This is a genomic window from Noviherbaspirillum massiliense JC206 (assembly GCF_000312045.1).
In the GTDB taxonomy this organism is placed as follows: domain Bacteria; phylum Pseudomonadota; class Gammaproteobacteria; order Burkholderiales; family Burkholderiaceae_D; genus Noviherbaspirillum; species Noviherbaspirillum massiliense.
The window spans coordinates 2,615,435-2,629,425 of record NZ_HE978634.1 but is presented as its reverse complement, the minus strand read 5'-3'; the positions used below and the strand labels follow the sequence as shown (position 1 = coordinate 2,629,425).

14 protein-coding genes are annotated in these 13,991 nt (G+C 57.5%); 7 read left to right on the top strand and 7 right to left on the bottom strand.

Features of this window, described 5'->3' with window-relative positions:
• Position 1 precedes the first annotated feature (1 nt).
• From accC to HGHM_RS12830, 5 genes are all read right to left on the bottom strand, one after another.
• Positions 2-1,369 carry an acetyl-CoA carboxylase biotin carboxylase subunit gene (gene accC / locus HGHM_RS12850; RefSeq protein WP_019141943.1) on the bottom strand — a complete coding sequence of 456 codons (1,368 nt, stop codon included), beginning with the start codon at positions 1,367-1,369 and terminating at the stop codon, positions 2-4.
• An 83-nt stretch (positions 1,370-1,452) separates the two neighbouring features.
• Positions 1,453-1,914, bottom strand: a complete 462-nt coding sequence (gene accB / locus HGHM_RS12845) for an acetyl-CoA carboxylase biotin carboxyl carrier protein (protein ID WP_019141942.1) — start codon at positions 1,912-1,914, stop codon at positions 1,453-1,455.
• A gap of 75 nt (positions 1,915-1,989) precedes the next feature.
• A complete protein-coding gene (aroQ, locus tag HGHM_RS12840; RefSeq protein ID WP_026075981.1) occupies positions 1,990-2,427 on the bottom strand; it encodes a type II 3-dehydroquinate dehydratase in 438 nt (145 codons plus the stop codon).
• Between the two features lie 80 nt (positions 2,428-2,507).
• Entirely contained in the window at positions 2,508-3,029 is a 522-nt protein-coding gene (locus HGHM_RS12835; RefSeq protein ID WP_019141940.1) for a TlpA disulfide reductase family protein, read from the bottom strand.
• Positions 3,029-3,631, bottom strand: coding sequence for a hypothetical protein (locus tag HGHM_RS12830; protein ID WP_019141939.1), 603 nt, complete (start codon positions 3,629-3,631; stop codon positions 3,029-3,031). Before HGHM_RS12830 ends, HGHM_RS12835 begins: the two co-directional genes overlap by 1 nt.
• A 112-nt stretch (positions 3,632-3,743) precedes the next feature.
• Here HGHM_RS12830 and mpl point away from each other — a divergent pair, with 112 nt between their 5' ends.
• The 7 genes from mpl to corA all read left to right on the top strand — a co-directional run bounded on the left by mpl (position 3,744) and on the right by corA (position 11,750).
• A complete protein-coding gene (gene mpl / locus HGHM_RS12825) occupies positions 3,744-5,123 on the top strand; it encodes a UDP-N-acetylmuramate:L-alanyl-gamma-D-glutamyl-meso-diaminopimelate ligase (RefSeq protein ID WP_019141938.1) in 1,380 nt (459 codons plus the stop codon).
• Entirely contained in the window at positions 5,120-5,698 is a 579-nt protein-coding gene (locus HGHM_RS12820; protein ID WP_019141937.1) for a YqiA/YcfP family alpha/beta fold hydrolase, read from the top strand. Before mpl ends, HGHM_RS12820 begins: the two co-directional genes overlap by 4 nt.
• A gap of 161 nt (positions 5,699-5,859) precedes the next feature.
• Positions 5,860-7,845, top strand: coding sequence for a ribonuclease catalytic domain-containing protein (locus HGHM_RS21285; protein ID WP_019141936.1), 1,986 nt, complete (start codon positions 5,860-5,862; stop codon positions 7,843-7,845).
• 84 nt (positions 7,846-7,929) lie between these two features.
• The gene (locus HGHM_RS12810; RefSeq protein ID WP_019141935.1) at positions 7,930-8,823 is read left to right on the top strand and encodes a TonB C-terminal domain-containing protein; all 894 of its coding nucleotides are present in this window, start codon (positions 7,930-7,932) and stop codon (positions 8,821-8,823) included.
• Positions 8,824-8,828: 5 nt separating this feature from the next.
• Positions 8,829-9,641 (top strand): shikimate dehydrogenase, encoded by an 813-nt coding sequence (aroE, locus tag HGHM_RS12805; protein ID WP_019141934.1) that lies wholly within the window; start codon positions 8,829-8,831, stop codon positions 9,639-9,641.
• A gap of 5 nt (positions 9,642-9,646) precedes the next feature.
• The gene (gene mtgA / locus HGHM_RS12800; protein WP_019141933.1) at positions 9,647-10,342 is read left to right on the top strand and encodes a monofunctional biosynthetic peptidoglycan transglycosylase; all 696 of its coding nucleotides are present in this window, start codon (positions 9,647-9,649) and stop codon (positions 10,340-10,342) included.
• Between the two features lie 442 nt (positions 10,343-10,784).
• Positions 10,785-11,750: a magnesium/cobalt transporter CorA gene (gene corA / locus HGHM_RS12795; RefSeq protein ID WP_026075979.1), complete on the top strand. Its 966-nt coding sequence runs from the start codon at positions 10,785-10,787 to the stop codon at positions 11,748-11,750.
• A gap of 48 nt (positions 11,751-11,798) precedes the next feature.
• Here the strand turns inward: corA and hemL are convergent, their stop codons facing one another.
• Together hemL and thiD are read right to left on the bottom strand one after the other, a co-directional pair.
• The gene (hemL, locus tag HGHM_RS12790) at positions 11,799-13,082 is read right to left on the bottom strand and encodes a glutamate-1-semialdehyde 2,1-aminomutase (RefSeq protein ID WP_019141931.1); all 1,284 of its coding nucleotides are present in this window, start codon (positions 13,080-13,082) and stop codon (positions 11,799-11,801) included.
• Positions 13,083-13,099: 17 nt separating this feature from the next.
• Complete coding sequence (gene thiD / locus HGHM_RS12785; protein ID WP_019141930.1) at positions 13,100-13,933, bottom strand: bifunctional hydroxymethylpyrimidine kinase/phosphomethylpyrimidine kinase; 834 nt, start codon at positions 13,931-13,933, stop codon at positions 13,100-13,102.
• Between the last annotated feature and the right edge of the window lie 58 nt (positions 13,934-13,991).

Genomic DNA, 13,991 nt, shown 5'->3' with positions numbered 1-13,991 from the left:
GTCAGCCTGTCTCCTTCGGCAAGTCGGGCTTGGCGGCCAGCTTCTGTTCGAGATAGTGAATGTTGGTACCGCCTTCGATGAAGCGAGCATCCACCATCAGATCGCGATGCAGGGGGATATTGGTTTGGATCCCTTCCACCACCATTTCGGACAAGGCGATCTGCATGCGCTTGATTGCCTGCTCCCTGGTTGGAGCGTAAGCAATCACCTTGCCTACCATTGAATCATAGGTCGGCGGCACGAAGTAGCCAGCATAGGCATGCGAATCGACCCGGATGCCGGGACCGCCGGGAGCATGCCAGGAAATGATTCTTCCAGGGGAGGGGATGAACTTGAACGGGTCTTCCGCATTGATACGGCATTCGATCGCATGACCGGTCAGTACGATGTCGCGCTGCTTGAAGCGCAGCTTCTCACCGGCAGCCACCCGGATCTGCTCTTGCACAAGGTCAACGCCCGTGATCATCTCGGTGACCGGATGCTCAACCTGGATGCGGGTATTCATTTCAATGAAATAAAACTCGCCATTTTCATACAGGAACTCGAAGGTGCCGGCGCCACGGTAGCCGATCTTGCGGCAGGCTTCCGCGCACCGCTCGCCGATGCGTTCGATCAGCTTGCGCGGGATGCCGGGTGCCGGCGCTTCCTCGATGATCTTTTGGTGGCGACGCTGCATCGAGCAGTCGCGCTCGCCCAGCCAGACGGCATTCTTGAATTCATCGGCCAACACCTGGATCTCCACGTGGCGTGGGTTTTCCAGGAATTTCTCCATATAGACTTCCGGATTGCCGAATGCCGCGCCGGCTTCCGTCTTGGTCATGGTGACGGCATTGAGCAGGGCGGCTTCAGTGTGAACCACGCGCATGCCGCGGCCGCCACCGCCACCCGCTGCCTTGATAATGACGGGATAGCCGACCTTGCGGGCGATGCGGATGATTTCCTTCGGATCGTCCGGCAGTGCGCCGTCCGAGCCGGGCACGCAAGGCACGCCAGCCTTGATCATGGCATTCTTGGCCGACACCTTGTCGCCCATGAGGCGGATCGATTCGGGGCGCGGCCCGATGAAGACGAACCCGGATTTCTCAACGCGCTCGGCGAAATCGGCATTCTCCGACAGGAAGCCGTAACCGGGGTGGATGGCTTCGGCATCGGTGACTTCCGCAGCGCTGATGATCGCAGGCATGTTCAGATAGCTCTGCGCAGAGGGGGCCGGGCCAATGCAGACGGATTCGTCGGCGAGTTTCACATATTTCGCCTCGCGGTCGGCTTCCGAGTGGACGACCACGGTCTTGATGCCCATCTCGCGGCAGGCGCGCTGGATACGCAGCGCAATTTCGCCACGATTGGCAATGAGGATTTTTTCAAACATAAGTGGAGGGTGATGCGTTAAGAGACGGCGTTAAAAGGCGGCGCGGCACAGTCGGGAGTCCGGACGTGCCGGATGCGCGGCACTTAACCGATCACAAAAAGCGGCTGGCCGAATTCAACGGGCTGGCCGTTCTCTACCAGGATTTCCTTGATGACGCCCGAAGCATCGGCGTCGATTTCATTCAGGAGCTTCATTGCCTCGATGATGCACAGTGTGTCGCCCGCTTTGACTGTCGAACCGATTTCGACGAAAGGAGGATTGCCCGGTGAGGACGCCCGGTAGAAGGTGCCGACCATCGGGGACTTGACGACATGGCCTTGAGGTTCTGCCGGAGCGCTGGGTGCCGCCTGGGATGCAGCGGGAGCAGCAACGGGGGCAGCAAGTGCTTGCGGCGCCGCTTGCGGCTGCATCATCACGACCTGCCCCGGTTGGGCTCCGGAAGATTTGACAATGCGGACCTTGCTTTCGCCCTCGGTCACTTCCAGCTCGGCGATATCTGATTCGGCAACGAGGTCGATCAGCGTTTTCAGTTTTCTCAAATCCATGTTGAAATCCCCGGAATTGTTTTCAGTGTGGAAAATCGCCACAATTATAAGCGCTTTGTGGACAGATAATCGAAGTTAGAGATTGTTGAGCGCAAAGTCGATCGCAAGGCGATAGCCTTCGACGCCCAGGCCACAAATTACGCCAACCGCAATTGGCGAGATGAAGGAATGATGGCGAAACGATTCGCGCTGGTGGATGTTGGAAATATGGACTTCCACCGTCGGGATCGCCACGCCGGACAAAGCATCACGCAAAGCGACGCTCGTGTGAGTAAGACCTGCAGGATTGATGACGATCGCATCTGTACCGGAAGATTTTGCGGCATGAATGCGATCAATCAGTGCGCCTTCATGGTTGCTCTGAAAGCATTCAAGCTTTGCGCCGGCACGCTGCGCCTGCTCGAAGGCTGCCTTTTCAATGTCAGCCAGCGTAACTCTTCCATAGACTTCCGGCTCACGGGTGCCCAGTAAATTCAGATTTGGCCCATTGAGCAGAAGGATGTTTTTTGCCATGGAAGAATAATGCCGTTTGACGAGGATGCCGCATTTTGCCGCCAAATAATGCAGATTGGCAAGCGGAAATGCGATGTCCTTCAAAGCGACTCAAGGTCCTGTCGCAATTCCTGCATTTTCAGGCGGCCAAGATATGTCTTTCTGACCTTGCCATCCGATCCGACCAAAACGGTGAAAGGCAGACCTCCGGCCTTGTTGCCGAGCTGGCGCGACAGCTCCGATCCGCTCATTCCGCCGATATACAAGGGATAGGCGATCTTGTATTTCTCGGCAAAACGGGCCACATTGTCGAGAGAATCGATCCCGATTCCCAGGATGTGTATATTCCTGGGTTGAAGTTGCGCCTGCAATGCGGACAGTTCCGGCATTTCCTCCACACATGGTTCGCACCAGGTTGCCCAGAAATTAACAACCAAGGCCTTGCCTTTCCATTTCGACAGCGATTCTGGATTGCCCTGGAGGTTGGTCATTGACTGGTTCAGCAGATTGGCAACCGCAGTGCTTTCAGCCGGGCTGGCTTCGTGTTTTTTCAGCCCAACGGCAAGCCCAAGTGCGCCGGCCACCAATGCCACAATTGCCAAGGTCACGAATTTTCTTTTCATTATTCTTCTGTCTCTGTAATCAATGCGCGCAATGCATTCGCGTCGGCGCGCACAACGCGCCCATCCGTCGCCCGAACTGCACCCCGCAAATCGTCCGTTTCATATAAGGCAAGATGTACGCCTTCGTTGCTCCACATGAAACTCAGGGTCTCGACCGGTTCAGTGCGTTTCCTGAAGTGGGCGGTTTCGGAGACCTCGAAATCCACATTCTTATTAAGAAGAAAAATTTCGACGTCCTTCGCACTTTCGGTAAACAGCTGCAAATGAATGTCCGAATGTTCGCCGGCCGTACCGTTCAATACTGCGCCGGTCAGGTAGGGCGAGAAGACTTCGAGTTCTTCCATCAGGCGCAAGGCAAGCTTGCGAAGCTGCAGCAGACGAGCCGGTTGTGTATCGCCGAAGAACAGGGCATTGTACTGACGAACCTCTTCTTCGATCTGCGCATTGTCCGGCATGAAATCGCCGCGTACTTTGGTGTTGCCGAGTATCTGTTTGGCCGCCTTGCGCTTGGCGGTGCCGTAGTCGGCACCATCTTCCGCAATCATGCGTGCAGCCGTTGCAGCAATTTCGGCGCGCAGAGATTCGATGTTGGTTGTATTCATCTCTTCATGATACTCCGTAAGCGCAAGGCTGCGCGTCGGGTAAAATCTCGGCTCCGTTTTGAAAAGCGTTCGTGCTTGTCTAACGCCCTCTTGTCTGATTTGAAACTCTACCATGCATATCCATATCCTTGGCATTTGCGGCACCTTCATGGGTGGTCTTGCAGTGCTTGCTAAAGAAGCCGGTCACAGAGTGACCGGATGCGACAGCAACGTCTATCCGCCCATGAGCACGCAGCTTGAAGCGCAAGGCATAGAATTGATAGAAGGATTCGGCCCGGAACAGGTCAAGCTCAACCCCGACCTGTTCGTGATCGGCAACGTCGTGTCGAGGGGCAATCCTCTGATGGAAGAAATCCTCAATCGCGGCTTGCCTTATATCTCGGGGCCGCAATGGATAGGCGAACATATTCTGCAGGACAAATGGGTGCTTGCAGTAGCCGGAACCCATGGCAAGACCACGACATCTTCGATGCTGGCGTGGATACTGGAAGATGCGGGCTACCATCCGGGATTCCTGATCGGCGGCGTGCCGATGAATTTCGGCATCTCTGCAAGATTGTCTGGCAAGGAGGCCGGTTCAAGCTTCTTCGTGATCGAAGCCGATGAATACGACACCGCCTTCTTCGACAAGCGCAGCAAGTTCGTGCACTACCGTCCGAAGACGGCGATCCTGAACAATCTCGAATACGACCATGCGGATATCTTTCCCGACTTGGCTGCGATCGAAACCCAGTTTCACCATCTTGTGCGCACCGTTCCGGGCGTGGGAAGACTGATCGTCAACGGCCGCGAAGCATCGCTGGAGCGCGTCATTGCGCGCGGATGCTGGAGTGAAAAGGAAAGGTTTGGCGTGGCTGAAGATGCCGCGGGCTGGAGCCTGACAGAACACGGTGATGGCAGCTTCGATGTTCTCTTCAACGGCGACCTGCTGGGTACCGTCCGATGGTCGCTGACCGGCGAACACAATCGCCTGAATGCCCTGGCCGCGATCGGTGCTGCGCGCCACGCCGGTGTGCCGGCAGTCCAGGCGATCGAGTCGCTGTCCCGGTTTGAAAACGTCAAGCGTCGCATGGAAGTGCGCGGCGCGGTCAACGGCATCACGGTCTATGATGATTTCGCGCACCACCCGACGGCGATTGCCACCACGGTGGCCGGCCTGCGCAAGAAAGTCGGCGGTGCGCGGATTCTTGCAGTACTGGAGCCGCGCTCCAATACGATGAAGCTCGGCACCATGAAAGAGGCCTTGCCAGGTAGCCTGGTCGATGCCGACCTGGTGTTTGGCTACGGCGCGAAAAGCGGCAAGGATGCGCTCGGCTGGAACCTAGGTGAAGCTTTGGAGCCACTCGGAGAACGTGCCGGCGCATACGATGACATAACTGCACTGGTGCAGGCCATCGTGAAGGCGGCGCGTCAGGGCGATCATATCCTCGTGATGAGCAATGGCGGCTTTGGCGGCGTGCATCAGAAGATCCTGGATGCACTTGGGAAATGATTCTCTATCTGCATGGCTTTCGTTCCTCGCCGCAATCCTTCAAGGCGCGCCTGCTCGCAGACCGCATGGAGGCAATGGGGCATGGCAGCGAATACCTCTGTCCGCAATTGCCTGCCTCTCCCCGTGAAGCAGTCGCAATGGCTACAGACATCGCGCGCCAGTATCCGCCGCAAGATTTGGCCTTGATCGGTTCATCGCTCGGCGGCTACTACGCAAGCTGGCTCGCCGAGCAACTGGGCTGCCGCGCGGTATTGCTGAATCCCGCAGTCAAGCCGCCGCGTGAGCTGGAGCGATATGTGGGCGTGACGACCACATACCATTCGGGCGAGCCCTTCGAATTCAAGCCGGCTTATATTGAGGAACTGAAAGCGCTTGCCATTGATCGCATTTCACAGCCGGAACGCTATTTCCTGATCGCAGCCAAGGGCGACGAGGTGCTCGACTGGAGGGAAATGGTTGCGCACTATCCCGGCGCCCGGCAATATGTGATCGAAGGCGGCGATCATGGCTTGTCCGATTTCGCCCGATATGCCGGACAAGTCCTGGCTTTCTGCGGCTACCCGGAAGAAGCATAGCAATCATCCTCCTCGCGGCAGTAGATTTTACTCCCGGAAAGCCTGGTCTGCATCTCGGGATGTCGACCTGGCATGAGGACGGCTACCGGTACGCGGCAACAATCAGGTCCCAGCAAACAAACGATCGGTTCTGTTCGATCCACTAGTCAGCAAAACACGCAATGAATTTATTCTTCGAAGAATCCGGCGACTTCAAGGCCGGCGCTATCCTGTCGCAGCAGGGCGAAGCCTATCAGGTCGAGACGCAAACCGGAAAACGGGTAAAGGTAAGGGCGAAGGATGTGCTGCTGCAATTCGCAGCGCCGGCGCCGGCGGAGTTGATGACGCAGGCGCAGTCGGTTTCTGACGAGATCGATCTCGACTTCCTCTGGGAAGTCGCAGGCCTGGAAGAGTTCGGCTATGCCGAATTGGGCGCCGAATATTTCGGTCATGAGCCCAGGCCGCATGAGGCGGCAGGACTGTTATTGAAGCTGCACAGCGCACCGATCTATTTTTACAGGAAGGGCAAGGGCCGCTACAAGGCAGCTCCCGAGGCGTCCTTGAAGGCCGCGCTCGCCGGCATTGAAAAGAAAAAGCAGCAGGCACTGATCCAGGCGCAGTATGTGGACGAATTGAAGGCAGGGCGCCTGCCGGCAACGATGCAGCCGCTGGCCTTGCAGCTGCTGTTCAAGCCCGACAAGAACAGCATCGAATACAAGGCATTCGATGCCGCGTGCAACGAGCTGCAAACTTCGCCGCAACGTCTGATGCTGTCGGTAGGCGGGATTGCGTCGGCCAAGGAATTGCATCTGTCGAAATTCCTGTTCGAGCACTTCCCGAAAGGCACCGGCTTTCCCGCCGTGGATGTTCCCGTCATTTCAACGCTGCCCGTTGCGGATGTTCAGGCATTCTCCATCGACGACGTGACTACCACGGAAATCGATGATGCCTTTTCCGTCGTGAAGCAAGCCGACGGCACCATCCGCGTCGGCATCCACATCGCGGCGCCGGCGCTCGGCATCCGGCACGGCGACGCTATTGATGCTATCGCGCGCCAGCGCTTGTCCACAGTCTATATGCCGGGTGACAAGATCACCATGTTGCCCGATGCACTGGTGGATGCCTTCACGCTGGCGGAAGGCAGGACATGTCCCGCGGTATCGCTGTATGCGAACCTGGACCCCAGCGACTGGTCGGTGATTTCGACCGAGACCAGGGCGGAGGCCGTGCCGATTGCAGTCAACCTGCGCCACAACGATCTGGATGACCTCATTACCGCAGAAAGTCTGAACGCAGGCACCGGTGATTATGCACACAAGGACGACATCGCCCTGTTGTGGAAATGGGCGCAAGTGTTGGAGAAGGCGCGCATGGTCAAACGCGAGGGCTTTGGCCTGAGGCCGGAACAGACCAATCGGGTGGACTTCAATTTTTATGTCGAAGACGACGTGGTGACCATCACGCGTCGCAAGCGTGGTGCGCCTCTCGACAAGATCGTGGCGGAGTTGATGATTTTCGCCAACAGCACCTGGGGCAAGCTCTTGCACGACCATGGCGTGCCGGGAATTTATCGCAGCCAGGGGGGAGGGGGCGGCGGCTGGGCGGCAAAGATGCAGGTGCGCATGCTGACGCATGCAGCACCCCACCAAGGTTTAGGAGTTGACCAGTACGCCTGGAGCACGTCGCCCCTGCGTCGCTATCCCGACCTGGTAAACCAGTGGCAGATCCTCGCTTGCGTCGAGCATGGCGTGACTGCACCTCTGGCAGCGCCGTTCAAGCCGAAGGATGCGGACCTGTTCGCGATAGTCTCCGCGTTTGATGCCGCCTATGCCGCTTATGCCGATTTCCAGTCGAACATGGAGCGCTACTGGTGTTTGCGCTGGCTGGCACAGGAAAATGCGCGGCATGTCGAAGCCGTGGTATTGAAGGAGGAGTTGCTGCGCCTGACAGATATTCCTTTGGTGATCAGGTTGCCGGGCATGCCGGCGGCAGCGCGCGGCACTCAGGTCAGGCTGGAGCTGATCCGCTGGGATGAAGTCGATCTGGCGGTCGAGGCACGCTTGCTGGAAATGACGACAGCGGCGGCGGAAGAGGAAGCTGTGGCTGTCATCGATGGCGAAATTGCTACGAACGAAACCGAAATCGATGCGGAATCGGTACAAGAGTAATGTGACGGAATGGAACAGTTCTCTTAAAACCGGCGACCTTTATCGTAAAATTCAAGACTTCTGCATTCGCCTGCCACTCTACGCGTGAAGCTGCTTGCTCAAAATCCTACCCTGACCATCGCGGTTGCACTTTCCTTGCTGGTCCATGGCGCATTGCTGGCTGTGCGCTTCGTTGCCCCCGATGCCTTTCATTTGAAACCGGCTGATCCCGGACTGGAAGTCATTCTCGTCAATGCGAAGCATGACAAGAAGCCGCTTAAGGCTGACGCTTTGGCGCAGGCCAACCTGGATGGCGGCGGCGACGCCGATGCCGGGCGTGCCAAGTCGCCTTTGCCGGACATGCGCAAGAGTGAAGATGGCACCAGCCTTAAGGAGACCAGGCGTCGCGTCGAGGAGCTGGAAAAGAAGCAGCGGATGCTGGCGCAGATGGTCAAGAAGACGCCTTTTGCCACTTCGGTCAAGGCAGATGCCAATAATCCCAAGGATGCAATGCCGAATCCGGACGGCGCCGACCTCAACGAGCATGACAAGGCAATTGCACGTCGGATAGCGGAAATTTCAAAGAACATCGAGGACTACAACAAGCGCCCCAAGAAGACGCAGATCACGCCCAGCACGCAGCAAGTCGAGTACGCGATGTACTACAAGAACCTGCAAACCCGGATCGAGAATATCGGTACGCTGAACTTCCCGCAGAAGGATGGCAAGAAACTGTATGGCGAGCTGGTGGTATACATTCCAATCTATCAGGACGGCTCAATCTACGAAAAGGAAGGCGGTGCGCGGGTCGAGCGGAAGTCGGGCAACCCTGCGCTGGATGAGGCCGCCCTGCGCATCGTGCGACGGGCAGCACCCTTCGGACGTTTCCCCGAAAACATGCGCACCAGGGGCAAGGATGACGTGTGGGAAGTCATCACCCGCTTCAAGTTCACCCGAGAAGAAGGCTTGCAAGCCGAGCTGCGCGGAAACCAGAATTGACTGAAATGCTTGACCGTTACGTGGTGATCGGTAACCCGATCGCGCATAGCAAATCACCGGAAATCCATGCGTGCTTTGCCGCCCAGACTCGTCAAGCCATGTCGTACGGGCGCATGCTGGCACCGCTGGATGGCTTTGCCGCCACCGTCCGGGACTTCATTGCGCAAGGCGGCAAGGGCGCGAATGTCACCGTGCCTTTCAAGCTCGAAGCCTTTGCATTGGTGACCGAACTAACCGAGCGGGCGCGGGCTGCCGGCGCAGTCAACACACTCAAATTCGACGGTTCCGCCATCCTCGGTGACAACACCGACGGCGTCGGTCTCGTGACTGACATTACGTACAATGCCGAAGTGGCGATCAAGGGCAGGCGCGTGCTTCTGCTCGGCGCCGGTGGCGCGGCACGCGGCGCGATTCTGCCCTTGCTGCAGGAGCAGCCGGATGAGCTGGTGGTTGCCAATCGTACGCCGGCCAAGGCCGAAGTGCTTGTGCAGCAGTTTGCCGGCACTGGCAATCTTCGATCATGCGATTTTGCCTCCTTGCGCGGCACGTTCGATATCGTCATCAATGCCACCTCGTCCAGCCTTGCTGATGAGGTTCCTCCCGTTGCGCCTGGCGTATTTTCTGTAAAGGCGCTGGCCTACGACATGATGTATGGGAAGGGACCGACGGCATTCATGCGCTTTGCCGCACAACATGGCGCCATTGTGCGTGACGGCCTGGGCATGCTGGTCGAGCAGGCGGCGGAAGCCTTTCACGTCTGGCGCGACGTGCGCCCGGCGACTGCTCCCGTCTTTGAAAAATTGCGCAGTCAGTTGTAACGATCATGAAGTTGCTGCGCAAGCTGATCCTGTGGCTGATTCTCGCGCCGATTGCCGTCGTGCTGGCGATTCAGCTGTATTTCTTCGTGCAGATCTGGTGGTGGGTCGACCACAATCCGACTTCCACAAGTTTCATGCGCCACCAGTTGGATGTGCTGCGCGAAAGGAATCCCAAGGCTCAGCTCAAGCATAAGTGGATTCCCTACAACCGGATATCGAAAAATCTCAAGCGCGCAATCATTGCATCGGAAGACGCGAATTTTTCCGAGCATGAAGGCGTCGACTGGGAAGCGCTGCAAAAGGCGTATGAAAAGAATGCAAAGAAGGGCAAGGTGGTCGCCGGCGGTTCCACTATCACGCAGCAGCTGGCCAAAAATCTGTTCCTGTCCGGCGAGCGCAGCTACGTGCGCAAGGCGCAGGAGGTGGTCATCACCTACATGCTCGAGTACTGGATGGACAAGGAGCGGATCTTCGAAATCTATCTCAATGTCGTGGAGTGGGGGAACGGCGTGTTCGGCGCCGAAGCCGCAGCCCAGCATTACTTCGGCATTTCCGCGGCCAATCTGAATTCGGTCCAGGCGGCCCGCCTGGCGGTCATGCTGCCCAGACCGCGCTTTTATGACAAGCATCGCGGTTCCGCCTACCTGTCACGGCGTACTGATTTGATCCTGCGGCGCATGAGCGGCGCGGAGCTGCCCTGAAGAGCGCCTGCTCTACAGGTTGCAGCGCGACTTTGGCTTGCCGGCCATTGCATTAATGGCAATAAGGTGCAGACTGCCACGCGTCGAATGCCGCGGAAAGCTTGCCTGATTGAGCAAACATAAAGCAAGACATTCGAATGGCAACGATGATTGTCGCCCTGCGCTTGCCTGCCCTGATTGATGTCAGTACACTTGCGCTGTTTTCGTTCGTGGAGACCCGGAGTTGGGGAGTCCCTTTACAACTGATACGCCGTCGAAAGATGGCATTCTGGCGAGATAGCGCTTCTCGGCACGTCCTTGCAAGGCGCCTCTCGCCATACTGGTGGGTGGGCGCGTTCTGACCATGTTCATGGTCGCGTTCCCTTGAAAGATTGATTTAACTTGCAGTATGAGACTGCAGGATGTCCTGTGCTTGACGGAAGGCGCAGGGCCGGGAGAACACATGATTAATGTTTTCGTCTTGCAAAACGGACGTCTGAATCAAGTCAATATAGAAAGCCGAAACGACCTCGAAAAGCTTGCGCCGATATGGGTGGATCTGACTGATCCGAACGATGACGAGCGCGCATGGGTGAAGAGCATTTATGGCGTGACCTTGCCGGGGGAGGATGAGGTAAAGGACATTGAAGCGTCGGCCCGTTATTACGAAGCTGAAAACGGCGATTTGCACTTGCGCACCGATTTCCTGCTGGACGAAGCAGATGGGCCATCTCGCACAGTCACCGTTGCCTTCATCCTTGCCCGGAACATGCTGTTTTCGGTGCACGCGCATGATCTGCCCATCTTCCGTCTGGTGCGCATGCGTGCACGTTCCCGTCCCGGGTCCATTGAGGATTACAAGGATGTGCTGCTCGACCTGTACGCCACCGATGCCGAATATTCTGCAGATGCACTGGAGGGCATTTATCAAAGCCTCGAAGACGTCAGTCGCAGCGTACTGCAGAAGGAACTGACAGACCAGGATGCGGCACAGGCCTTGAATGCGATCGCTCAGGAAGAAGACTTGAACGGTCGCATCCGCCGCAACATGATGGATACGCGCCGCGCGGTGAGCTTCCTGATGCGTGGGCGCCTGCTGAATTCAGATCAGTTCGAGGAAGCCCGGCAAATCTTGCGCGATATCGAATCCCTGGATGGGCACACCGCATTCCTGTTCGACAAAATCAACTTCCTGATGGACGCGACGGTTGGTTTCATCAACATCAACCAGAACAAGATCATCAAGATTTTCTCGGTCGCCAGCGTCGCTTTCCTGCCGCCGACCCTGATTGCCAGCATCTATGGGATGAACTTCAGGATCCTTCCGGAGTTGCAGTGGGACCTGGGTTACCCCTTCGCATTAGCGCTCATGCTGGGCAGCGCGATCGCGCCATTTTGGTATTTCCGCCGGCGCGGCTGGCTCAAGTAGGAGAGTGCGGCCTTCCTCCAATACTCATCAACAGGAAGGCCGGGTCAATCACGCAATCGCGGCAAACGACTTCCGCGCTGCTTCTATCGTCATGTCGATGATCGCATCGTCATGTTGAGATGATACGAATCCCGCTTCGAAGGCCGATGGCGCCAGATACACGCCCGCATCGAGCATCGCGTGGAAAAATGCGTTGAATCTCGATTTGTCGCAAGCCATCATTTCCGAATGGCTTGCCGGGATGTCCTTGGCGAAGTACAGGCCGAACATGCCGCCGACAGAGTTGGCGCAGAAGGCGACGCCGCAGTCCTTCGCCGCAGCGGACAGGCCTTGCACCAGGCGCGCAGTTTGCTTCGCGAGGGAAGCATAAAAACCTTCTTCCTGGATCAGTTTCAGCGTGCTGAGTCCCGCGGCTACCGCAACCGGGTTGCCGGACAGGGTGCCAGCCTGATAGACGGGGCCAAGCGGTGCCAGAAACTTCATCAGGTCGGCGCGGCCGCCGAATGCGGCAACCGGCAGGCCGCCGCCAATCACTTTCCCAAGGACCGTCATGTCCGGCGTAATGCCGTAGAGTGATTGCGCGCCGCCCAGCGCAACGCGAAAGCCCGACATGACTTCATCGAATATCAGCACTGCGCCATGCTTGGTGCACAGACGGCGCATGGTTTGCAGGAATTCCGGGGTGGCTGGCAGCAGATTCATGTTGCCGGCTACCGGTTCGACGATGACGCAGGCGATCTGCTCGCCCATGTTCCTGAAGACGTCTTCGAGTTGCTGCGGCTCGTTATAGTCGAGTACCAGCGTGTGCTTTGCAAAATCTTCCGGCACGCCAGCCGAGGTCGGATTGCCAAAGGTCAGCATACCGCTGCCCGCCTTCACCAGAAGCGAATCGGCGTGGCCGTGATAGCAGCCTTCGAACTTGATGATCTTGTCGCGCCCGGTGGCGCCGCGAGACAGGCGCAGGGCGCTCATGGCGGCTTCGGTACCGCTGGAAACCAGGCGCACTTGTTCCAGGGATGGGATCAGGCGGCAGATTTCTTCCGCCATCACGATTTCGCCCTCGGTCGGCGCGCCGAAGCTCAAACCCAGTGCTGCGGCCGCCTGCACTGCTTTCACCACTTCCGGATGCGCATGACCGACGATGGCGGGGCCCCAGGAGCCGATGTAATCGATGTAGCGTTTGCCATCGGCATCCCAGAAATACGGCCCTTCGGCACGGGTGATGAAACGCGGCGTGCCGCCAACCGAGCGGAATGCGCGCACCGGCGAATTTACGCCGCCCGGCGTACTGCGCTGAGCGCGGGCAAAAAGGGATTCATTCTTGGAAGTCATATGGAATGCAGTCAAGATTAATTGTTGGCAGGGCCGGCCTCTGGACCGTCTGCCCAGAAGTAGCGATTCGGTGTAAGTTTGCCCATGCCGATACGGTGCGCGTTTGCCAAGGCCGCATGCGTAAACTCCTGTGCCTCGTAAACGGCTGTAGGCACATCTACGCCGCTGGCAAGCATGGCCGCGATTGCTGCCGAGAGTGTGCTGCCCGCGCCACTGAAGGAGCCTGGGAGGCGCTGCCAGGTATCCTGCCGGATGGGGCCGGACTCGTCAAACAGTATGTTGCCGACTTCATGGGCATCGCCCGGCGTGCCGGTGACGAGAACATATTCACAATCCATATCGACCAGACGCATTGCGTCGGTTGCAATCAGATCTCCTGTCGACGGCTCGCGCCAAGTCTCGGCAAATCGCGTCATTTCCACTGCAGAGGTGACGAAAAGGGTTGTTTGTGGAATCAGCAATTCCCGTATTGCTATCAGCATGTCTTCTCCCTCCGGCCCTTGGTCCGGCATGGCGGACAGAAAGGGGTCAAGAATGAGGGGAGCGTCCGGATAGTCGGAAATGATCTCGGCTATCACCGACACATTTTCGATACTGCCGATTGCGCCCACCTTGAAGGCGGCAACCGGCATGTCCTCCAGTACTACCCGTGCCTGATCGGCGACCCAGTCAGCATCGATCACCTGGACATCTTCGATGCGGGTGGTGTCGCCAATGAGGATGGAGGTGATAACAGACAAACCATGACAACCCATCGCCGCGAACGATGCAAGATCGCCTTGAATGCCGGTCGCAGCAATCGGATCGGCTGCACCGAAGGTCATGATGAGCGGGGAATTTTGGTTTTGCACGATCGGTAGATTAAGATATCCAACTTTGCATTTTACTTTATCGAAGGGTAGGCGACTG